Here is a 23276-nt window from a genome sequence, read left to right as displayed (position 1 = left end):
AGATGACACAACAGGATATAATAAGGGTCGGAATTTCACATGGCGACATCAACGGCATCGGATATGAAGTAATTATGAAAACGCTGCTTGATCCAAGAATTTTGGAGATGTGCACGCCTATTGTTTATGGCTCCCCAAAAGTTGCGGCCTATCACAGAAAGGCACTGAATATAGAAAATCTCAGTTTTAATCATATCCGAACAACAAAAGAAGCAAGTCCCCGAAGGGCTCATATCATTAACTGTATCGACGACAATGTAAGGGTGGAGTTAGGAAAATCAACACCCATCGCCGGCGAATCTTCGTTTATGGCATTGGATCGCGCTTCTTCTGATTTAGAGAAAGGGTATATCGAAGTTTTGGTAACAGCACCAATTAACAAAGACAACATCCAGAGCGATCATTTTAATTTTCCGGGGCATACAGAGTTTTTAGCTCAAAAATTTAATTCTGAAGATTACATCATGTTAATGGTTAGCGAAACCATGAAGGTAGGAGTTGTTACTACACACATGCCGCTTTCCAGGGTTTCTGAAAGTCTTTCCAAAGATATTATTCTGAATAAGATCCGTATCATTTCACGTTCCCTTCAGCAGGATTTTGCCATAACCAAACCACGTATTGCCGTTTTTGGATTAAATCCGCACGCCGGAGATAACGGGTTATTGGGTTCTGAAGAAAAAGACATTATACTCCCGGCAATAATTCAGGCAAAAAAAGAAGGTATTATCGCGCTTGGTCCTTATCCGGCAGATGGTTTCTTTGGAACTGAAGATTACAGAAAATTTGATGCCATACTGGCCATGTATCACGACCAGGGACTAATTCCTTTTAAACTGGCTTCGTTTGACAGGGGAGTAAATTACACAGCCGGACTGCCATTTATCCGTACTTCGCCTGCACACGGAACTGCTTATTCAATAGCTGGAGAGGATAAAGCATCGCCCGAATCATTCAGACAGGCTTTATACCTGGCAATTGATATTTACAAAAACCGTAAAATTTACGAGGAGATTTCAAAAAATCCGCTCAAAAAATATGAAATCAATCCCAACCAGGTAGACGAAAGTGTAGATATTGAGGCGGAAGATGATCAAACGCTTTAAACCTGTTTTTCAATGTACGAGTTTATTAAAGGTACAGTTGCTGATTTAAATCCGGCGAGTATTGTTGTAGAAGCCGGCGGCGTTGGTTATTTTGTTAACATCTCGCTTAACACCTACAGCAAGTTAAATGGAAAAAAAGAAACAAAGATTTTGCTTCACCAGGTAGTGAGGGAAGATGCTCATATTCTGTATGGATTTGCAGATAAAAATGAACGTGACTTATTCCGGAACCTGATTTCAGTAAACGGAGTTGGTGCAAATACTGCAATTATGATGCTTTCTTCTTTATCCAGTGAAGAGATTGTATCGGCAATAACAACCGAGAATGTTGCTGTATTGAAAGCGGTGAAAGGCATTGGAGCAAAAACAGCACAACGTATAATAATTGATTTAAAAGATAAGCTTGGGAAAATCTCCGAAACCAGCCAAATTTTATTAGTACCAAACAATACTATACGAAATGAATCGTTATCTGCATTAGTCATGCTTGGCTTTACCAAAAAAGAGGCAGAAAAAGCAGTTTCTAAAATTTTGCAGGAGCAACCGGAGGCGACAGTCGAGAGCGTGATAAAACAGGCGTTAAAAAGGTTATAAACAGGGATGGAATTTACTAAATCTATATTCTACTTTTTAATAACAATTCTTTTTCTAACCGTTACTCAAAAATGCTTCAGTGAAAGTACTTTTGTGGTTGATGTATCTCTGCAGCTGCAGGATACGGTTACGGTTGACACCACATCGGATCTTCCTTTTCCTTTTAAGGATCAGCCGGCATTTGGGCAAACACAACAGGATTCATCAAAATTATTTTTGAATAAGCCCCGTAACATTCGTTACGAGGTAGAATACGATCCAATTAGCGGTAAATATGTTTTTTATGAAAAAATAGGCGATTTAAATTACCGTCTGCCGCAAACCATGTCGCTGGATGATTATATTGACTACGACTTTGAAAAATCAATAAGTGACTACTGGAAGCAACGCTCCAGGATTCAGGATATGGAAACACAGGGAGGGCTTATTCCAAAGTTAACAATTGGCGGAGAAGCTTTTAACCGGATTTTTGGGGGAAATACAGTAAATATTCAACCACAGGGTTATGTGGAGGTAAGCTTTGGGTACCAGATGAATACTACTGATAATCCCTCTATTCCTGAACGCCTAAGAAAAGTACCAACATTTGATTTTGATGAAAAAATTCAGATGAATGTTACCGGTCAGATAGGTACAAAAATGAATATGCGGGTGAATTATAACACCGAAGCTACCTTCGACTATGAAAATAAAATGAATCTTGAATACACCGGTGACGAAGATGAAATTTTAAAACGAATTGAAGCGGGGAATGTTTCACTTCCGTTAAATGGTACTTTAATTACCGGTGCGTCGAATTTATTTGGTGTAAAAGCCGATATGCAGTTTGGAAGGCTCTCGCTGACAACCCTTTTTTCGCAAAGCAAGGGAGAAACTCAAACTGTTGAAACAGAAGGTGGAGCACAAATCTCAACTTTTGAAATTTCGGCGGTCGATTACGATGCAAACCGTCACTTTTTTCTTGCCCAGTATTTCAGAGATCATTATGATGAGTGGTTGCGTAACACCGCCGTGCCGCGGTCGCCCATTTACATTAATAAAATAGAAATTTGGGTTACCAATAAATCAAGCAATTTCGACGAATCGAGAAATATCCTGGCTTTTCAGGATTTAGGAGAACACCGAGAAAACATTTATAATACAGTACCTGCTTTCCAGGAAATTGGTGGATTACCCTACCCGGAAAATATGTATCCACACAGTAACGCAAATGGCCTTTATTACGAAATGGCAAATACCTATAACGGAATTAGAGAAGCCGCAAATATTACATCGGTGATGTCGCAATTTTCTGCTTCCGGATTTGTTGGAGGACAGGATTTTGAAAAAATAGAACAGGCACGCAAACTGAATGAAAGCGAGTATACCATTAATTATAATCTTGGATACATCTCACTGAATTCGGCTCTGAATGCTGACGAAGTTCTGGCAGTGGCATTTAGTTATACGTCCAACGGCCAGACTTTCCAGGTTGGAGAGTTCTCAACAGATGGTGTTAGTGCTCCCCAGACATTGATCCTTAAACTTTTAAAAGGGACTACCCTCACACCTAAACTGCCGACCTGGAAGTTGATGATGAAAAACATCTACAACCTGAATGCTTATCAACTGAGTAGCGAAGAATTTGAACTGAATGTGATGTACATGAACGATTCAACTGGTACGTACATCAATTACCTCCCCGAAGGTCGGCTGGAAGGACATATTTTGCTGGAGGTAATGAATCTGGATAAATTAAACAAACAAAAGGATCCCTATAAAGACGGTATCTTTGACTATGTTGAAGGAATTACTGTAAACTCCTCCAATGGCAGGATTATATTTCCTGTACTCGAACCATTTGGCAGCCATCTGGCAGATTCAATCAACAGTCCTGCTCTTGTTGATAAATATGCTTTTCAGTCGCTTTATGACTCAACTAAAGTATATGCCGAGCAAGATGCTGAGCATAATAAGTTTGTACTTTCAGGAAGTTATAAGGGGTCATCAAGTTCCGATATTGTTTTGAATACATTAAATCTCGCTCAGGGCGGAGTTACTGTAACTGCAGGAGGAAGAACACTCACCGAGAATGTGGATTATACAGTGGATTATACACTCGGTCGTGTTAAAATTATTAACCAGGCTCTACTAAATGCAGGCACCCCCATTAGTGTTACAACAGAGAGTGAAGACCTGTTTACCATGCAAAGAAAGACATTGATGGGAGCCCATGCAAATTATGCATTTTCCGATAATTTTAATCTTGGTGCCACCGCACTTTATATGCATGAACGGCCTTTAACCCAAAAGGTGGATTACGGAGAGGATCCGATATCAAATTTAATGCTAGGTTTGGACGCAAACTATTCTTCCGAAAGTAAGTTTCTTACAAAGGCAGTTGATGCACTCCCCTTTTACAATACCAATGCTCCTTCTTCCATCGATTTTGAAGGTGAATTTGCACAGCTTTTACCTGGGCATTCAAATGTAATTGATAAAAGCGGTACAGTTTACATCGATGATTTTGAAGGAACGAAAACAGCGATTAGCTTAAAAACACGTCAGTCGTGGATGTTGGCCAGTACACCGCAGTTACAAGATGATTTATTCCCGGAGGGAAGGGTTAACAACTCTCTTGAATACGGATATAACAGGGCAAAACTGGCATGGTACATCGTCGACCCCTTATTTTTAAGAAATACCAGTTTAACACCGACTCATATTAAAAATGATAAAAATCTGCAGTCAAATCATCTGGTTCGCGAAGTATTTGAAAATGAAATTTTCCCCGACAAAGAAACGGTAGTGGGGCAACCTACAAATATTGCTGTTTTCGATCTGGCTTTTTATCCTGAAGAACGCGGTCCGTACAATTATGATACAGAACCTTCTTCCCACTCTGCCGGAGTAAACGAGGATGGAACGTTAAAATCTCCTGAATCACGCTGGGGAGGTATCATGCGCGAAATAGAAACCAACGATTTTGAAACAGCAAATATTCAGTTTATTGAGTTCTGGATGATGGATCCTTTTGTAAATGATACAATGAATCAGATGGAAGGTGGAGATTTGTATTTCAACTTGGGTGATATTTCGGAAGATGTGCTGAAAGACTCAAGAAAGTCGTTTGAAAACGGACTTCCGACAACCGGACTTGTTTCAAATGTTGACACAACAATATGGGGACGTGTTTCAACCCTGCAATCACTTGTAAATGCGTTTGACAATGACACTCAGTCGCGTCAGTATCAGGATATTGGTTTTGATGGATTAGGCAACGCTGACGAGCGGACTTTCTTTCAGCAATATTTGGAAGAGTTGCGTCTTCATGTAAGCCAGGATGTTTATGAAAGGGCTTTGGAAGACCCTTCTTCTGATGACTTCCATTATTTCCGCGGTTCAGATTACGACGAACAGCAACTTGGAATTCTTGAACGGTATAAACAATTTAACGGACCAGAAAATAACTCGCCAACGACTGAAATGTCGGACGAATCGTATCCAACTTCTGCTTCTTCCATTCCCGACATTGAAGATATTAACGATGATAATACACTAAATGAATATGAAAGATATTATCAGTACAAGGTTAGTATCCGGCCAGGAGATTTGCAACTTGGACAAAACTACATTAACGATATAAAGGAAAGCCGGGTTCAGCTTAAAAATGGCCAGATTGGCGAAGTAAAATGGTATCAGTTCAAAATTCCGGTTCATCAACCTGACCAAACAGTTGGTAATATTTACGATTTCAAATCCATTCGGTTCCTGAGGATGTTTTTGACACAATTTCAGGATCCTGTAGTGTTACGTTTTGCATCGCTCGATTTGGTTAGGGCAGACTGGCGTAATTATACAAAAGAATTTAAAGATGATACCGGAGTTTCAGGAAATGCAAGTTTTGATATTTCTGCGGTAAGTATAGAAGAAAACGGAAGCCGCGAACCTGTTAACTATATACTGCCTCCGGGAATTTCCCGCGTTATTGACCCAACCAACCCACAACTCAGAAATTTAAATGAGCAGTCGATGGTACTGAAAGTCACCGATTTAGAACAAGGTGTTTCAAAAGCTGCTTATAAATCAATTTATATGGACTTCAGAAGATACAAAAGGTTAAAACTGGAAGTTCATGCAGAAGAATTGGAAGACTACCCGTTAGAAGATGACGAGCTCTACTTTTTTATTCGTTTAGGTTCCGACTATAATTATAACTACTACGAATATGAAGTTCCTTTAAAACTAACACCTGAAGGAAGATACAACGGAACAATTGAATCAGATCGCTACATTGTTTGGCCGGATGAAAACCGGATTGATATACCTTTGGATTTATTTACCAACGCAAAACTGGATAGAAACGACGAGTTAAGAAGAGCCGGTTCCAGTATAACATTGCAGGATGTATACGAAACCAATCATTTGGACAGAAACAACGGAAAAAACATTGTAAAAGTAAAAGGGAGCCCCAACCTGGGTAATGTTGAGGTTGTTATGATGGGGATTCGAAATAAACGCGGGCAGTTAAACACCGGACCAAAATCAGTTGAAGTTTGGGCGAATGAACTACGTTTAACTGATTTTGATGAAAGTGGTGGCTGGGCTGCCAATGCGAGAGTCACTACACGCTTGGCCGATTTGGGAAGTGTTACGGTTGCAGGCCGTACACGTACTGCGGGATTTGGGGGAATCAGCGAGAATATGAACAGTCGCCCGCAAGATGACCTTACCGAATTTGATGTATCTTCTTCTATCGATTTGGGACGTTTTCTTCCTGAAAAAACAGGCGTTCGCCTGCCAATGTACTACGGATATTCGCAAAGTGTAAGTACACCAAAATACAATCCGCTTGAGCCGGATATCGAGTTGGATGAATCACTTGACAGACTGGATACAAATGAGGAAAAAGATTCATTAAAGCACATATCTCAGGATGTTATTACCCGGAAAAGTATCAACTTCACAAATGTAAGGGTGGAACCACAAAGGGAGAGAACAAAAACACACCTGTGGGATCCTGAAAACTTCTCGGTTTCTTATTCCTATAACGAAATATACAGAAGAGACATTAACACGGAATACAACACAAGTAAAACCTACCGTGGAATGTTTTCTTATAACTATAACAACAGGCCAAAACTTATTCAGCCATTCAATAAAATTGGCTTTTTGAATAAAGGCCCGTTAAGTTTAATTGGCGACTTCAATTTTTATCCACTGCCAACACTTATTTCTTACAGGGCAGAATTGTATCGTTTATATCACGAGACAAAAAGCAGAAATATTACCAATCCCAACCTGATTTTGCCGGCAACTTATGAAAAAGATTTCCTTTTAAACAGTTATTTGGATGTAAGGTACGATGTAACCCGTTCTTTAAAAGTCGATTTTTCTTCAAACAGCACAGCAAGAATTGATGAACCGGAAGGAAGGTTAAACCGGAATGAGGATGATTATCAAATGAAAAAAGATTCAATTATGCAGAATCTCTGGGATTTGGGACGTCCTACACTTTATGGCCATACTTTAAACGCACAGTATACAATCCCGTTAAACCGGATAAAATTTTTAAATTTCCTGAGTTCAAGTGTACGTTATACCGGAACCTATAACTGGCAGGCCGGACCAATAACAGCAGATACCATCAATCTTGGAAATATAATCCAAAACTCAGGCAGCTGGCAGTTTATGGGAAATATGAATTTAACCAATCTGTACAATAAAGTACCTTACTTTCAGGAATTAAACCAAAAATTCAGAAGAACCGGCCGGAGCAGATACAGTTTGAACCGAAACAGCAGATCCTCTCAAAACCAGGCTGCAAATCAGCAACCGAGCAATAACGAAAAGAAAACTTTTACAGCCAATGTAAAATTGGTCGCAGAGAAGGTGCAAAAAATAAACCATAAATTAAACACAAAAAAAGTGCAGGTGGTTGCCACAGGTGTTGATGGCAAAGTAGTTCGCGGAAGGGTAAATGTTGTTGACGTAAATAATATCGAGTTTACTCCCCTTGGCGATGCTTCACAGGCAATGATTTCTGTTACAGGGAAGCCGGGGGATCAGTCATTTTTGAAAGATGTGCTGGATCTCACTACACGAATGCTGATTGGTGTTCGAACCATTCAGGTAACCTATTCTAAAAATGGAGGAACCGTTCTTCCTGGATATTTGCCTGAACCAACATTTATGGGGGCAGGTAGGTATACTCCTGAACAGGATATATTTAACCGCAGTATTCCAACTGAATTTGCTCCCGGAATGCCATTCCTTATAGGGTGGCAAGACAGAAATTTTGGACAAACAGCAGCACAAAACGGTTGGGTAACTACCGATTCTACTTTAAATAATCCATATTCATTTTCTCAAAACGAACGTTTTAACATCAGGGCTGTTATTGAACCGTTACCGGATTTACGTATCAATGTAAATGCCAATCGCTCGTTTTCAAAAAATATCACAGAATTTTATAATTACGATCCCTCGTCAAACAGGTTTAGAGCAAATAGTTTAACGGAGAGTGGCAGCTTTAGTATGTCAACTCTAACATGGGGAACTGCATTTTTTGCCATTGGTAAAGAGAAAGTCCACCAGTCGCAGGCATTTGAAAATCTAAAGGAATATCGTTCAATAATATCGAGAAGACTCGCTGCACAACGGAATCCAAACAATGGTTTTGGATACGATCCAACTGCATCTCATCCTGATAATCCTAATTTCAAGGACGGTTACGGGCCAACTTCGGTAGAAGTTTTAGTACCGGCATTTTTAGCCGCTTACCAAAATAAAGATCCGGAAAAAGTTTCTCTTGGCTTATTCCCTTCCATAAAATATATCAGACCAAACTGGCAGATTCAGTATGAAGGTATGGTTTCAAAAATTCCGGGACTAAATAAAATCATGCAATCACTTAATTTTTCGCATGCCTATAATTCGAGCTATACTGTTGGTTCGTACATCACCAATCTGAACTACTCGGAAGAAGGTGACGGATTTAGTTACATTCGCGATATGGCTGATAACTTCATTTCGCCCTACGATTTTAATTCCGTGAGTATCGTTGAAACATTCAGCCCGTTAATTGACGTTGATGTTATTTGGGTGAACGATTATACCAGCCGCGCTGCTATTAGAAGGACCAGAAACATGACCTTGTCCTTTGCAAATAACCAGTTGACAGAAGTCCTGAGTAACGAATACACTGTTGGAATGGGATACCGTTTTACACACATGGATCTAATTATCAAAACCAAAAACTCACAGCGTTCTTATTCAAACGATCTTAACCTGAGAGCCGATTTTTCCTATCGTAAAAACAAAACGGTTCTACGCAAATTGGTTGAAGACGATGACCAGATCACTGGAGGACAAAGTACTTTCTCTATTGAAACTACTGCTGATTATCAATTGAGCGATCGCTTCCAGCTGAGAGTCTTCTTTGATAAAGTTTTAAACGATCCGTTTATCTCGCAATCCTATAAAACATCGACAACTAATTTTGGATTGAGTTTCAGGTTTACACTTACGCAGTAATATTATTTTATTTAAACTTTTGGGAGCGGATGGTTGTATAATTTGAAAATTTTTTATTCTTTTGAATCGAATTAAGAAAAACGAATGAAAAAATTAAATACAATATGGCTTCCGTGGTGGGGTCTTCTTACGTAAGTTAGGAGTTAAGAGCCATATTGGTATTTTTCAAAATATTTAAAAGGCCTGCTCCTAAAAGAGCAGGTTTTTTTATTTTAAGAATAGACAATGAAATTGATAAATAAAAATATTTGGTGGTGGCAAAGCAACTTTTTACAAAACCGTGAAGAGAAGTAATGCTATTGCTCAAAAGGCAGAGAAAAGGCTCATCGAATCACGGTGAGCCTTTTTTTTAGTTCAAATTTTGAAAAGACAAAAATTAAAAACGATACAATGAAAAAATTAAATTACAAACCAGTCGTCCGGAAAATACTCGCTGACACCGTAACACCGGTAAGTATTTATTTGCGACTGCGAACGCTTTATCCGAAAGCTATTCTTTTGGAGAGCTCGGATTATCATGGGAATGAAAATGCTTATTCCTTCATCTGTTTTAGTCCTGTAGCTTGTTTTACGGTGAATAATAGGCAAGTCCTGAAAGAACTTCCCGATGGTAAAAATGAAGAATTCCAACTTTCAGATGAAAAGAAATTGGATGATGAGTTGGACAAATTTTTCAAAACATTCAATGTCGAATCTGATAAAATTGAATTACCCGCCAACGGTTTGTTTGGCTACATGAATTTCGATGCCATTCAGCATTTTGAGACCATTAAGTTTTCTTCCACAAAAAAGGAAGATTACCAAATTCCGGAAGTAAAATATTGCTTTTATAAGTATGTGGTTGCCATCGACCACCACAAAAACATTATTCACATTGTAGAAAATCTTTTGGAAGACGAAAAGTCGCAAATGGACTATGTTCATCATTTGCTGGTGAATCTGAATTTTTCAACCACCAAATTTAAGCCGGTTGGAGACGAGACTTCCAACATTACCAATGAAGAATATAAACACATGGTAACCAGAGGGAAAGAACATTGTTACCGTGGCGACGTTTTCCAGATTGTATTAAGTCGTCAGTTTTCACAGGAATTTGAAGGCGACGATTTTAATGTGTATCGTTCGCTGCGTTCCATTAATCCTTCGCCTTATCTTTTTTATTTCGATTATGGCGACTACCGGATTTTTGGTTCAAGTCCGGAAGCCGAACTGCGCATTAAAGACAATAAAGCATACATTCATCCCATTGCCGGAACTTTTAAACGTACCGGAAACGATGAGCAGGACCGTGAACTGGCAGAAAAACTGAGCAAAGACCCAAAAGAAAATGCAGAACATGTTATGCTGGTTGATTTGGCCAGAAACGATTTAAGCCGTAATGCCAACCATGTGGTTGTAGAAACTTATCGTGAAATCCAGTTCTATTCACATGTCATTCATTTGGTTTCCCAGGTTTCGGGTGAAATTACCGACGATACCAACCTGATAAAAGTATTGGGCGAAACGTTTCCGGCCGGAACACTTTCCGGAGCACCAAAATACAAAGCCATGGAATTGATTGATAAATATGAAAATCAAAACCGTGGGTACTACGGCGGCTGCATTGGTTACTTGGGATTCGACCGAACGTTAAATCACGCAATTATGATTCGTTCCTTCCTGAGTAAAAACAATTCACTTTTTTACCAGGCAGGTGCTGGAATTGTTGCGGATTCTCAAGAAGAGAGTGAGTTGCAGGAGGTGAACAACAAACTGGCTGCGCTCAAAAAAGCAATCGAAATGGCAAAGGAAATTAATTAGGAAGCCTCCCCTAACCCCTCCTAAGGAGGGAAAAGAGAAAAGAAAAAATTTAAATAATATGAAAAATAATAATTCAATAAGGACAACTTCTTCACTCCCCTCCTTTGGAGGGGCCGGGGGAGGCCGTATCGTAGTAATCGATAATTACGATTCGTTCACCTACAACCTGGTGCACGCAATCAAAAAAATTTCCGGGTTGCCGGTGGATGTTTTCCGAAACGACGAAATTGCCCTGAAAGATTTGGAAAAGTACGATAAAATAGTACTTTCACCCGGACCTGGAATTCCTGAAGAAGCAGGACTTCTTCTAAATATTATTAAAGAATACGCACCGAAAAAAAGCATACTGGGTGTTTGTTTGGGACATCAGGCCATTGGCGAGGCTTTTGGCGGCAAACTTCATAATATGAGCAGGGTTTTGCACGGCATTGCAACCCCGGTGGAATTAACCGAAACAAAATCGGTGCTTTTCGAAGGATTACCAAAAACAATGGAGGTCGGGCGATACCACTCATGGATTGTTCAACAGGAGGAATTGCCGGATTGCCTCGAAGTTACGAGCTATGATAATGATGGTTTTATTATGAGCATGAAACACAAGGAATACGACGTTCAGGGAGTACAATTTCATCCGGAATCAGTGTTAACACCGCTTGGCGAAAAAATGATTGAAAACTGGTTGAACAGCTAATTTTGAAAAAATGAAAGATACATTACAATACCTTTTTGAAGGAAATATACTTTCTCGCGAGCAGGCAAAATCAAGTTTAATGGAGGTTGGAAATGGAAAACACAGTGATGCTGAGTTTGCCTCTTTTCTAACTGTTTTTAAAATGCGTCCGCTGGCATCGGAAGAGTTAGCCGGTTTTCGTGAGGCAATGGCTGAATTGAGCGTTATTACTAACCTCGATGATTATAACGCGATTGACGTTGTTGGCACCGGTGGTGACGGAAAAAATACTTTTAACATTTCAACGCTGGCTTGTTTTGTTATTGCAGGTGCCGGTGTAAACGTGACCAAACATGGAAATTATGCAGCGACTTCAACAAGCGGTTCTTCGAATGTTCTGGAATATTTGGGCTATAAATTCAGCAACGATATTGAAAAATTAAAGACCGATTTAGATAAAGGAAATTTCTGTTTTATGCATGCGCCTCTTTTTCACCCGGCGATGAAACATATTGCACCGGTTCGCCGCGCATTAAAAGTGCCCACTTTTTTCAACATTTTAGGCCCGATGATAAATCCTTCTTCGCCAAAATATCAGTTGCTGGGTGTGAACAACGATGAAAATTTCAACCATTACAAAAATGTATACAAAACTATGGATGTGAATTTTATGATTGTCAACAGCAACGATGGCTACGATGAGGTTTCATTGACTGCCGACACGCATTTTGCGAATAATAAAAAAGAGGGCAATATTTCTCCTTCCGAATTTGGGTTCGAAAAAATTACTCCTGAAAAACTTTTTGGTGGAAATTCAGTAGAAGAAGCTGCAACAATATTTATGAATGTGTTGGAAGGAAAAGCAACAAATGAACAGACCAATGTTGTGGTGGCCAATGCAGCGCTCGGATTGAATGTTGTTTTTCCTGAAAAAGATTTAATTGAATGTGTTAAAATTGCAGCCGAATCATTAAAAAGTGGGAAAGCGCTGGAGAAATTAAAAGCAGTGATAAATTAGTTGTTATTTCGAATCTGAGGTACGAAGGTGAGAAATCTGTTTCAATCAGAAGATTTCTCCTCGCAAACTCGTCGAAATGACAGATTAAAAATAAAATGATGACAATTCTCGACAAAATTATCGAAGCCAAAAAAGAAGAGGTGGCTCACCAAAAAACAGTGGTTGATTTGGAAATGTTAAAAGAGGTTCCCGGATTCGACCGCGAATGTAATTCGCTTAAGGCAAGTTTGCTGAAAAAAGGGTCCTCGGGAATTATTGCTGAATTTAAACAGAAGTCGCCTTCAAAAGGAGATATAAATCTCTCGGCAAAAGTGGAAGAGGTCACAAAAGCGTATGTTGAAGCGGGGGCAGCAGGATTATCGGTTTTAACAGAATCAAGGTTTTTTGGCGGTTCACAATCCAATCTGGTAAAAGCGCGTGAAACAAATCCCGATATTCCAATTCTTCGAAAAGATTTTATGATTGATTCCTATCAATTGGTCGAGGCAAAAGCGTATGGTGCCGATGTTATTTTACTCATTGCTGCCTGTCTCGAAAAAAAGCAGGCCGAAATGCTGACAAAGGAAGCAAAAAGTTTGGGGCTTGAAGTTTTAATGGAAGTTCACAACGCCGAAGAATTGGAAAAAGTAAACAATTTTGTTGACATTGTCGGTGTGAATAATCGTAATCTTAAAACTTTTGATGTAGATGTTGAGACTTCAGTAAAACTGGCAAAACTGATTCCTGAACATTTTGTGAAAATTTCAGAAAGCGGGTTGGCCGGTCCAAAAGAGATTCAATATTTACGCGAAAACGGATTCAGTGGATTTTTAATCGGAGAAACATTTATGAAAACAGAAAACCCGGGGAAAACCTGTAAAAATTTTATTGAGGAGTTGAAGGTGCAATAATAACTTGTCATTTCGAAGGAGGAACGACTGAGAAATCTGTAAAATAAAGAAATGAAATAAACTAAATGAGAGACCATAATTACTTCGTTTACGTCGTAACGAATAAGAATAAAACAGTTCTTTATATTGGAGTTACAAACGACTTGCAACGTAGGATTTATGAACATGAAAACGAACTTTTGTCTGGATTTACTGAAAAATACAATTGTCATTATCTGATTTATTATGAACATTTTCAAGACATTAATGATGCAATTTCAAGGGAAAAGGAATTAAAAAAATGGAGGCGTGAGAAAAAAGTGAAATTGATAATTGAATTTAATCCAGAGTGGAAATTTTTAAATGCTGAAATTTATGATGCATTTTAGAAACAGATTTCTCCTCGTTTACTCGTCGAAATGACAGCAATCTTAGGCTGCAATTATGAAAAATGAATTAAAAATAAAAGTTTGCGGAATGAAATTTTCCTCCAACCGGGAAGCGGTTGAAGAACTTCCGGTTGATTTGCTGGGCTACATTTTTTATCCGCCATCGAAAAGATATGTGGGGGAAAATCCACAAACGGGTTTATTCAATTCGGCAAAGCCCAAAGTAGGTGTTTTTGTCGATGAGAATGCTTTTGAAATTATGGCTTTGGCAAAAAATCTGGATTTTGAATGGGTGCAGTTGCACGGCAAGGAAAATCCAAAAACCTGTCAGATTTTAAAAAATCAGGGATTAAAAATCATTAAGGCTTTTCGCGTAGATGAAACTTTCCAGTTTCATAAAACCAAACCGTTTGAGGGAATTGCCGATTACTTTTTATTTGATACAAAAACAAATTTGCCCGGTGGTTCCGGAAAGAAATTTAACTGGGAAATATTGGATAAATATAACAGAAACACTCCTTTCTTTTTGAGCGGAGGAATTAAACAGGAAGACGTGGCTGAAATAAAAAAAATTGAACATCCTCAAATTGCCGGAGTGGATTTAAACAGTGGTTTTGAAGATGAACCCGGATTAAAAAATATTGAAAAATTGAAACAGTTTATTGAGGAAATAAAGAAATAATTTTATTGGGAGACATGCTGTCTGGAATCATTTTTTTCCGGCTTCTGTCTTCTGACTTCCAACTTTACAAATATGAAATATCAGGTTAACGAAAAAGGATATTACGGTGAATTTGGCGGGGCTTGGATTCCCGAAATGATGTTCACCAATATTGATGAACTGAAATCCAGGTATCTGGAGATTATTGAGTCGGATGAATTCAGAAAAGAATTCGACCAATTAATGAAAGATTATGTGGGACGGCCTTCGCCGCTTTATTATGCAAGCCGGTTGTCGGAACATTACGGTTCAGGAATATATTTAAAACGCGAAGATTTAAACCACACGGGTTCACATAAATTAAACAACACCATCGGGCAAATTTTGCTTGCTCAAAAGCTTGGGAAAACCCGTATTATTGCTGAAACCGGGGCTGGTCAGCATGGTGTGGCAACAGCCACAGTTTGTGCGTTGAAAGGAATAAAATGTGTGGTTTATATGGGAGCACTCGACGTATCACGGCAGGCTCCGAACGTAAAAAAAATGAAAATGCTGGGTGCCGAGGTTATTCCGGTTCACAGCGGTAATAAAACCTTAAAGGACGCTACCAACGAAGCGATGCGCGACTGGATAAACAATCCGGAAGACACACATTACATTATTGGTTCGGTAGTCGGTCCGCATCCTTATCCTGACATGGTAGCGCGATTTCAGTCGATAATTAGTGCCGAAATGAAAGGCCAGTTGAAAGAGCAAACCGGGAATAAATTACCAACACGTGTTTTAGCTTGCGTGGGAGGAGGTAGTAATGCTGCCGGAGCGTTTTATCATTTTCTGGATGATGAGCAAGTGGAACTGATTGGCGTGGAAGCCGCAGGGAAAGGTGTCGACACACCGGAAACGGCAGCTACTTTAACCGTTGGCTCTCCCGGCGTTTTACATTCCAGTAAAACCATGCTTATGCAAAGTGAGGACGGACAAATTACAGAACCGTATTCCATTTCTGCAGGGTTAGATTACCCCGGGATTGGCCCTCTGCACGCACATCTTCATAAAACCGGAAGGGCAAAATTTCTTTCGGCTACGGATGAAGAAGTTTTACAGGCAGCACTTCTTTTAACGCAGAAAGAAGGAATTATTCCTGCACTGGAATCGGCTCATGCTCTGGCCGCGCTGGAGAAAATCAAAATGAATCCGGATGATATTAATGTTATTAATCTTTCAGGAAGCGGGAATAAGGATATGGAAACTTATCTGAATTATTTTGGCTATTAAAACCCCTCTCCAACCTCTCCCCTAAAAGGGAGAGGCAAAGAAAGGAAATATTGAAATTTGAAGAATTTTGCCTGTTGAAATCTCCTTGGAAAGATTTCAAGGGCTAATCTTAAGAAAAATGAAAAACAGGATAAATCAACTTTTCGAAACAAAAAAAGAGAATATATTCTCGGTGTATTTTACGGCTGGATTTCCAAATTTAAATGACACTGTTCAAATCATTCAGGAATTGGAGAAAAACGGCGTCGACCTCATCGAAATTGGAATCCCCTTTTCCGATCCTACTGCCGACGGGCCAACTATCCAGCACAGCAGCGAGGTTGCATTAAAAAATGGAATAAGTGTAAAATTACTTTTTGAACAACTCCGAGAGATTCGGAAATCGGTAAATATACCCTTAATTTTAATGGGCTATTTTAATCCGGTCCTGCAATTTGGTGTAGAAGCTTTTTGTGCGAAATGCCATGAGGTTGGAATTGATGGAACAATTCTTCCAGACCTTCCTCTCAATGAATTTGAAGAAAATTATAAAGACACATTTATCAAAAATAATCTGCACAATATTTTACTGATAACACCGCAGACCTCAGAAAAACGAATCCGACAAATTGATGATGCTTCTGAAGGATTTATTTACATGGTTTCCTCCTCATCGACCACCGGAGCAGGTAAAAAAGTGGAAGATTTTCACCATGATTATTTTGAACGGATTCAGCAAATGAATTTAAAAAAACCAAGGTTAATCGGTTTTGGAATTTCCGACAATGCAACGTTTACAAACGCGTGCAATTACGCCAACGGAGCGATTATTGGAAGTGCCTTTGTAAAATCTTTTGATAAAAATGTAACAATCAAAAAGAGCATTTCATCATTTGTAACAGAGATACTTTTGCCTGCCTAATATTGAAGATTTAGCTTTAATGTTAAATAATACGATATGACTTTTTAGGTATGTTTTGAAACAGATTTTTTAAGTGCTTTTGATAATAAACGAGTAATCAGAACTTTAATAAAAGACATGAGTGTATTCTGTTGTTAATATTTGTTAAACCATATTTTACAGCATACCTTTTTTATCAATTCGATGTTATTTTAATAGTGCAAACAAAAACAGAAAGCTATGTTAGAATATGCAAAAGTAATATTACCAAAAGTTAGTTTTAGTAAAGAGTTGTTCAGAAAAGAACTCAATAAATGTATTCACTGGGTTGAACCCGAACAAGTTCGGGAATTGTACACATGGTGTCACGAAAACTTTAAAGAAATGTATCCCGATGTTCTGGCAGAAGCTTTTGCCGACATTGCGGCCTAATTCATTATAAAGCGGGATTTGTTCCCGCTTTTTTTTTATTCAAAAATACACAAACAGCGCATATTTATCTACGAACAACCTTTTTGTACATACCAGGTTGTTTGTATAGTTTTTTTGTGTTTTCACCCCTCCGGATATGTCATTCGTTGATATTTTGAATCGTGCACTCCATCTTTTTTTAAGTTTGAGCGAATTTTCGAAAAAAAAGGGTATAACCAATATCGGGGATTAGGGGAAATTATAATATAGTACAAATCAGACGCACCTACTTTTACATAGAAATAGTTAAACAGCATTACAAATTGTAAAAAAGTGTGAGTATCTGACAGATGTCAGGTATAGTAAACTCCCGTTTCCCCAACGGGAGTTTTTTTATTGTCAAAATCGTAGTATCAGAAAACTAGTATTAACATAAATTATTATCTATGAGAAAACTACTTTTTATTGTAATGGCTTTGGTTTTGGGAACATCTTCACTGCTTGCCCAAACAAAGCAAATTACCGGAAAAGTTACTTCTGCTGCTGACGGAGCTCCGATTCCCGGGGCATCGATAGTAGTTAGGGGAACTACAATTGGTACGGTTACCAATGTAGATGGAGATTTTACATTAAACGTTCCTGAAAATGAAACACTGGTCGTTTCTTTCGTTGGGATGAAGACTGTTGAAATTCCGATTACGGCTCAAGCTGTATATAACGTTAGTTTACAAAACGATGTAATAGGGATGGAAGAAGTTATGGTCGTCGCATATGGAACAGCAAAAAAGGAGTCGTTTACAGGTTCTGCCGAAGTGATAGACAATGAATCTCTTCAAAAAAGGCCTGTTTCTGATATTTCAAAGGCTCTTGAAGGACAGGTTTCCGGCGTGCAGGTTACTTCAGGATCAGGACAGCCGGGAGAAGGAGCAGAAATCGTAATTCGCGGTTTTGGTTCGCTGAACTCAAGTAACAATCCCTTATATGTAGTTGATGGAGTTCCCTTTGACGGGAATTTAAACTCAATCAATCCGGGAGATATAGAGTCAATGACCATCTTAAAAGATGCATCGGCAGGTGCACTTTATGGTTCAAGGGGAGCCAATGGTGTGGTTGTAATCACAACAAAAAAAGGCCAGTCAAAAGAACTTTCTGTGGAATTTAAGGCTTCTTACGGACTTGCCTCAAGAGCAATTAAACCCTACGAAACTTTAAGTACTGCTGATTTTATTGAAGCATCGTTTCAGGGCTACAAAAACAATTTGATTTACACCGGAGGTGTCCATCCTGACCTGGCCGGTCAAATGGCTATAGCAGCAATGAAGGGAAGTACCGGAATTTTTGGTGCTGATGAAATGTATAATCCTTACGATATGCCCATCTCTGAATTGATAGATCCGCAAACAGGGCTTGTTAATCCCTCTGCAAATCTTCTGTATGAATCCGATTGGCTTGGTGAAATTACCAACGATAACGCTACCCGTCAGGAGTACCAGCTATATTTGAACGGGGGTTCCGAACGTTCGCAGATTTTTGCATCTGTTGCATATCATAAAACTGAGGGTATATTGAAAACCACAGATTTCGAAAGAATTTCAGGTAGGATTGGCGCAGAACTTGAGCCCAAAGAGTGGTTTAAATATGGTGGAAATGTAAACTTTTCAAAAACTGAAACAAACTATCTGGGATATGAGAATACTACCTCAAACTCCAATGTTTGGTACTCGGCCCAGTTTATGGCACCCATTTATCCGATATACGTTCAGGATGAACAGGGAAATCCGGTTCTTTCCGAGTTGGGAGAAAAACAATTTGACTATGGAAAAACAAGGCCAGCCGGCGCAAATCCAAACTGGAACCCCGTGGCCACTTTATATGAAGATGCCTATGAAACTACCGCCGATAATTTATCCGGAAGGTTTCATGTTAATTTCCTGGGAACAGGAGTAAATAGTACCCTGGAAGGTTTATCGTTATCGGCAAATGTTGGTTTCGACTATATAAATACAAACCAGACTGTTTACTGGAATCCTGATTTTGGTAACGCGTCATCGGTTGGTGGATTGCTTGATTTAGTTAATAAACGTGATCTTTCATACACCGTAAATGAACTTTTAAGATATGAGAAGGATTTTGGGAAACACAGCATCAGTATACTTGCCGGACATGAGTTTTATAAATTGGTAGTAAACGAACTGGAAGGGCAAAAAACAGGCTTCCCTTATTCAGGAATCAAAGAACTTGCTCCGGGTTCAACAATTTCATTGCTTACTTCATTTGAGGACAACTATGCAATTGAATCATTCTTAAGTAATTTAACTTATGATTTTGCAGACAAATACTATCTGTCAGCAAGTTTCAGAACTGATGGTTCTTCCCGCTTTCATAAAGATTACCGGTGGGGACAATTCTGGTCGGTTGGCGGCTCATGGAGAATTAGCGAAGAAGATTTTATGCAGACCATGTCTTTTGTTGACAACCTGAAACTAAAAGCCAGTTACGGGAAACAGGGAAACGACAAGATTGGTACATTTTACGGATGGCAGTCGCTTTATAATCTTGACTGGGCAAATGCCAACTTAAACGGAGCTTTACTTTCTTCGTTGGAAAATACTTCAATAAAATGGGAGGAAAACAACAATTTTAACGTCGGTCTTGAAGGTATTTTATGGAATCGCGTTGAATTTGGAATCGAATACTATCAGCGAAGAACCGTTGATATGTTAATGGAAAAGCCACTCGCAACTTCGCTTGGTTTCGACAGCTACTGGGCCAATGTGGGTGAGATGTTAAACTCAGGTCTTGAATTCAATACAACTTTAAGTGTGGTTACTTCAAATAACTTTAACTGGAGTGCAAATCTAAATCTTACAACATTAAAAAATGAAATCGTTGCTCTGGACGGAGAAACAGATCAGATTGTTGATGGCAACCTCATTCAACGTGTAGGAGAAGAGATTAACTCTTATTATCTCACCCAGTCAGCGGGTGTTGACATTGCTACCGGCGCTCAGTTGTACTGGGTTTATGATACGGACGACAACGGAAATCCCGGAGAACCATATATTTCTTCCGACTATCAAAAAGCATCTCAAAGTAAAAAGATTTCAGGCAGCAGAATTCCGGACTTTTTTGGTGCATTTGGAAGTAGTTTTACAATCTACAAAAATTTTGATTTATCCGTCATGACAACTTTTTCTGTTGGCGGTGAAATCAGAGATGGCGTGTACACCGGATTATTAAATCCAACCTACATCGGAACAAATTACGCAGCAAATATAGAAAGAGCCTGGAGAAAACCAGGAGATGTTACTGATATTCCAAGAATACAAAACGGAACTGGTTTTTCACGCCCGTTAACCGACGCCCAGCTTATTGATGCGTCTTACTTTGCAATCAAAAATATTACGTTTGGTTATACCCTGCCTAAAAGTGTTCTCCAGTCCATAGGAGTAGAAAGTCTTAGAGCATATGTAGCCTTAGACAATGTTGCCTTGTTTTCTCATTTACAAGGGATGAACCCGCAGCATAATTTTACCGGATCCACCAGCTTTTCTTACAGTCCTGTAAGGACAAGCCTTTTGGGAGTTGAATTAAAATTTTAAAACAATAATACCATGAAAATACATAAGATCCTTATATTATTGATTTTCTCTGTGGCGATTTTTTCTTGCCAGGATGAACTGGATACAAATCCCACAGATAGTACTTCCGGAGACGTATTATTTTCGGATGTTGAAAAAGCAAATGTAGCGCTGAACGGAATTTACCGTGCCATGTATGTTGCAGAAGAATGGTCGGAGGATTGGGCCGACGAAGAATTCGGTACAATGGCATTTATTCTTGCTTACAACCTTATGGGTGAAGATATGACCCAAAATGAGGGAGGAAATGGTTGGTTTTGGTACGATTACGTTTATAACGTGAAGTCTGATTATACACATAAAAGTGGGCGCCCATATTCAGTTTGGTTCTTTTACTACACTATTATTTCCAATGCAAATGCAATTATTGCCTCGGAAGAAGGAATGACCGGTGCGCCTTCCGAAATTAGTAGTCTTATGGGTCAGGCTTATGCACTGCGTGCCTATGCATACTTTAATCTTATTCGCTTTTACCAGCAAACTTATGTGGGAAACGAAAATGCTCCGGGAGTTCCGATTTATACAGAACCTACTACCAATGTTTCAGAAGGAAAACCACGGGGAACTGTTGCTGATGTTTATACACAAATAGACGCTGATATTGAGCAAGCACTTCAATTATTAAATCCCGAGGTTGCTGCTCCCCGCAATCATCATTCGCACATCGATTATTATGTGGCTAATGGAATAAAAGCCAATATTGCTCTTGAAAAAAATGACTGGCCCTCTGCAGAAACTGCTGCTGACATAGCTATGAGCGGTGGTACATCGATGCTTTCTCTGGATGATTTAGATAAAGGATTTGCATTTAATGATGCAAATGCCGGTACCGTATTATGGGGTGTTCAGATTATCTCGGAACAAGCTGATGCCACAGAATCGTTTTTTGGACATATTGATGCAAGTGTAGATGGAAACTATGCTGAAACAGCGCGGAAATGTATCAGTTCATGGCTTTACAATCAAATGTCGGACAACGATGTTCGTAAAAACAGATGGTGGCACGGGCCGCTGGAAGTAGATGTTGAAATTGGGCCGGAATTAAGTTACAACCAGTTTAAATTTCAATTTTCTGACCCGACAAACAACCTGGGTGATTATATTTTTATGCGTCACGAAGAAATGATGCTTATCAAAGCTGAGGCGATGTGTATGCAGGCAAAGTATTCTCAGGCAAGAACCGTTTTGGAAGAGTTGATGGCAGAACGCGATCCCGGTTATGATATTTCTTCATTAACTGATGCCAATACATTAACAACAGATGATTCCAACGGTCCAACAACTCCGGCAGGAGGTTCTGAAACACTTTTGGATGAAATTATTTTACAGCGCAGAATTGAACTGTGGGGAGAAGTTGGCAGGATATTGGATATTAAACGTTTAAAAACAGGTTTTAGCAGAAACTTCGATGGAAGTAACCATCCCGACAGACTATTGACCAGAAATACGCTTGACCCTGAATATCCTGACTTCGTGATGTCTATTCCCCAATCGGAATTTGACGGGAATAAAAGTATGGATGAGTCCACAGATCAAAATCCTTGGGCGGATAATTAAACTTAAAAATTTAGTCGTATGAAAAAAATATTTTCTATAATAATCATTTTGGCAGTTGCTCTTCTTTCCTGCGATCAGGAAAACATGGGAACAATTTACGAGCCTGAAAACCCCTATGTGGCTTTTAGCTCTTCTGTTGTACCGGAAAATTTTCTCACTGCCGATAACAATTTCTCGGTAGAAATACCAATTGTCAGGTCCAGTGTGTCAGCTCCCGCATCAGCTGAAGTGGTTCTTGAAATGAATGATGATATTGACGGCATTTTTGCACTTGAAAGCAATACAGTGACTTTTGAAGATGGCGAACTTGTAGCATATGCAAAAATAGTTCCCGTGGTTGATCCCGGGTTACTTAATCCAGTAAAATCATATGTTTTCAAACTAACCTTGACAGGCGATAATGTTTCGGAACTGTTTAATACATCAACATTTACTGCCTTTTTCGAGATAGATTATATTGCGGCAGGTACAGCTGATTTCTCGTCAGAAGCTTTTGAAGGTGCCTGGTCAATTGAACTGTTAAAAGCAGATTTAAGTGAAAATCTTACTGTATATAAAGCTGTAGACTTATACGAAGAAGGGTATGATATTATTATCGTTGTAAATGGTGATAATGTTTCAGTTGCTGATCAGGCTGCCTGGTTTAGCGAAGATTACGGCGATGTGTTTGTTGTTGGGAGTGGAACTGTCAGCGGCAAAGTATTAACAATGTCTATTGAGCACTATATTCCGGATGTAGGATCATACGGAGCCTTTACCGAAATCTTGACATTACCATAACCATTCGATATTTTTTATAGGGCCGTACTCTCTTGGGGGTACGGCTTTTTTTGTTCATAATTTACTACCAAATGCAAAAAACTATCGACCAATAACAAAAAGCCTGGCAA

15 protein-coding genes are annotated in these 23276 nt (G+C 39.1%); all 15 read left to right on the top strand.

Annotated elements, in window-relative coordinates; all coding sequences use genetic code 11:
- Nucleotides 1–2 precede the first annotated feature (2 nt).
- The 15 genes from pdxA to K5G00_RS07355 all read left to right on the top strand — a co-directional run bounded on the left by pdxA (nucleotide 3) and on the right by K5G00_RS07355 (nucleotide 23166).
- A complete protein-coding gene (gene pdxA, locus K5G00_RS07425; RefSeq protein WP_238765504.1) occupies nucleotides 3–1106 on the top strand; it encodes a 4-hydroxythreonine-4-phosphate dehydrogenase PdxA in 1104 nt (367 codons plus the stop codon).
- A 12-nt stretch (nucleotides 1107–1118) separates the two neighbouring features.
- Entirely contained in the window at nucleotides 1119–1700 is a 582-nt protein-coding gene (gene ruvA, locus K5G00_RS07420; protein WP_238765503.1) for a Holliday junction branch migration protein RuvA, read from the top strand.
- Nucleotides 1701–1706: 6 nt separating this feature from the next.
- Nucleotides 1707–9215 carry a T9SS outer membrane translocon Sov/SprA gene (gene sov / locus K5G00_RS07415; protein ID WP_238765502.1) on the top strand — a complete coding sequence of 2503 codons (7509 nt, stop codon included), beginning with the start codon at nucleotides 1707–1709 and terminating at the stop codon, nucleotides 9213–9215.
- Between the two features lie 390 nt (nucleotides 9216–9605).
- Entirely contained in the window at nucleotides 9606–11015 is a 1410-nt protein-coding gene (locus K5G00_RS07410; protein ID WP_238765501.1) for an anthranilate synthase component I family protein, read from the top strand.
- A 58-nt stretch (nucleotides 11016–11073) separates the two neighbouring features.
- Nucleotides 11074–11706, top strand: a complete 633-nt coding sequence (locus tag K5G00_RS07405) for an anthranilate synthase component II (protein WP_238765500.1) — start codon at nucleotides 11074–11076, stop codon at nucleotides 11704–11706.
- 10 nt (nucleotides 11707–11716) lie between these two features.
- A complete protein-coding gene (gene trpD / locus K5G00_RS07400; protein ID WP_238765499.1) occupies nucleotides 11717–12703 on the top strand; it encodes an anthranilate phosphoribosyltransferase in 987 nt (328 codons plus the stop codon).
- A gap of 95 nt (nucleotides 12704–12798) precedes the next feature.
- Nucleotides 12799–13593, top strand: coding sequence for an indole-3-glycerol phosphate synthase TrpC (gene trpC, locus K5G00_RS07395; protein WP_238765498.1), 795 nt, complete (start codon nucleotides 12799–12801; stop codon nucleotides 13591–13593).
- A gap of 65 nt (nucleotides 13594–13658) precedes the next feature.
- Nucleotides 13659–13961 carry a GIY-YIG nuclease family protein gene (locus K5G00_RS07390; protein ID WP_238765497.1) on the top strand — a complete coding sequence of 101 codons (303 nt, stop codon included), beginning with the start codon at nucleotides 13659–13661 and terminating at the stop codon, nucleotides 13959–13961.
- Nucleotides 13962–14016: 55 nt separating this feature from the next.
- Nucleotides 14017–14643, top strand: a complete 627-nt coding sequence (locus K5G00_RS07385; RefSeq protein ID WP_238765496.1) for a phosphoribosylanthranilate isomerase — start codon at nucleotides 14017–14019, stop codon at nucleotides 14641–14643.
- Nucleotides 14644–14715: 72 nt separating this feature from the next.
- Complete coding sequence (gene trpB / locus K5G00_RS07380; protein ID WP_238765495.1) at nucleotides 14716–15897, top strand: tryptophan synthase subunit beta; 1182 nt, start codon at nucleotides 14716–14718, stop codon at nucleotides 15895–15897.
- A gap of 118 nt (nucleotides 15898–16015) precedes the next feature.
- On the top strand, nucleotides 16016–16798 hold the full coding sequence (trpA, locus tag K5G00_RS07375) for a tryptophan synthase subunit alpha (RefSeq protein WP_238765494.1): 783 nt from the start codon (nucleotides 16016–16018) through the stop codon (nucleotides 16796–16798).
- A gap of 219 nt (nucleotides 16799–17017) precedes the next feature.
- On the top strand, nucleotides 17018–17209 hold the full coding sequence (locus K5G00_RS07370; RefSeq protein WP_238765493.1) for a hypothetical protein: 192 nt from the start codon (nucleotides 17018–17020) through the stop codon (nucleotides 17207–17209).
- A 425-nt stretch (nucleotides 17210–17634) separates the two neighbouring features.
- Nucleotides 17635–20790, top strand: coding sequence for a SusC/RagA family TonB-linked outer membrane protein (locus tag K5G00_RS07365; RefSeq protein WP_238765492.1), 3156 nt, complete (start codon nucleotides 17635–17637; stop codon nucleotides 20788–20790).
- Nucleotides 20791–20802: 12 nt separating this feature from the next.
- Nucleotides 20803–22386, top strand: a complete 1584-nt coding sequence (locus tag K5G00_RS07360; RefSeq protein ID WP_238765491.1) for a RagB/SusD family nutrient uptake outer membrane protein — start codon at nucleotides 20803–20805, stop codon at nucleotides 22384–22386.
- Nucleotides 22387–22404: 18 nt separating this feature from the next.
- Nucleotides 22405–23166 carry a hypothetical protein gene (locus K5G00_RS07355; RefSeq protein ID WP_238765490.1) on the top strand — a complete coding sequence of 254 codons (762 nt, stop codon included), beginning with the start codon at nucleotides 22405–22407 and terminating at the stop codon, nucleotides 23164–23166.
- Nucleotides 23167–23276 lie beyond the last annotated feature (110 nt).

The sequence above is a fragment of the Maribellus maritimus genome, from assembly GCF_022267315.1.
Lineage (GTDB): Bacteria > Bacteroidota > Bacteroidia > Bacteroidales > Prolixibacteraceae > Draconibacterium > Draconibacterium maritimum.
Note: the sequence above shows the minus strand (reverse complement) of the source record. Positions and strands in the feature narration are given on the sequence as shown.

Excerpts from the sequence above, each read along its gene's own strand:
- pdxA (WP_238765504.1), top strand. The coding sequence starts at position 3 with ATGACACAACAGGATATAATAAGGGTCGGAATTTCACATGGCGACATC.
- ruvA (WP_238765503.1), top strand. The coding sequence starts at position 1,119 with ATGTACGAGTTTATTAAAGGTACAGTTGCTGATTTAAATCCGGCGAGT.
- sov (WP_238765502.1), top strand. The coding sequence starts at position 1,707 with ATGGAATTTACTAAATCTATATTCTACTTTTTAATAACAATTCTTTTT.
- K5G00_RS07410 (WP_238765501.1), top strand. The coding sequence starts at position 9,606 with ATGAAAAAATTAAATTACAAACCAGTCGTCCGGAAAATACTCGCTGAC.
- K5G00_RS07405 (WP_238765500.1), top strand. The coding sequence starts at position 11,074 with ATGAAAAATAATAATTCAATAAGGACAACTTCTTCACTCCCCTCCTTT.
- trpD (WP_238765499.1), top strand. The coding sequence starts at position 11,717 with ATGAAAGATACATTACAATACCTTTTTGAAGGAAATATACTTTCTCGC.
- trpC (WP_238765498.1), top strand. The coding sequence starts at position 12,799 with ATGATGACAATTCTCGACAAAATTATCGAAGCCAAAAAAGAAGAGGTG.
- K5G00_RS07390 (WP_238765497.1), top strand. The coding sequence starts at position 13,659 with ATGAGAGACCATAATTACTTCGTTTACGTCGTAACGAATAAGAATAAA.
- K5G00_RS07385 (WP_238765496.1), top strand. The coding sequence starts at position 14,017 with ATGAAAAATGAATTAAAAATAAAAGTTTGCGGAATGAAATTTTCCTCC.
- trpB (WP_238765495.1), top strand. The coding sequence starts at position 14,716 with ATGAAATATCAGGTTAACGAAAAAGGATATTACGGTGAATTTGGCGGG.
- trpA (WP_238765494.1), top strand. The coding sequence starts at position 16,016 with ATGAAAAACAGGATAAATCAACTTTTCGAAACAAAAAAAGAGAATATA.
- K5G00_RS07370 (WP_238765493.1), top strand. The coding sequence starts at position 17,018 with ATGTTAGAATATGCAAAAGTAATATTACCAAAAGTTAGTTTTAGTAAA.
- K5G00_RS07365 (WP_238765492.1), top strand. The coding sequence starts at position 17,635 with ATGAGAAAACTACTTTTTATTGTAATGGCTTTGGTTTTGGGAACATCT.
- K5G00_RS07360 (WP_238765491.1), top strand. The coding sequence starts at position 20,803 with ATGAAAATACATAAGATCCTTATATTATTGATTTTCTCTGTGGCGATT.
- K5G00_RS07355 (WP_238765490.1), top strand. The coding sequence starts at position 22,405 with ATGAAAAAAATATTTTCTATAATAATCATTTTGGCAGTTGCTCTTCTT.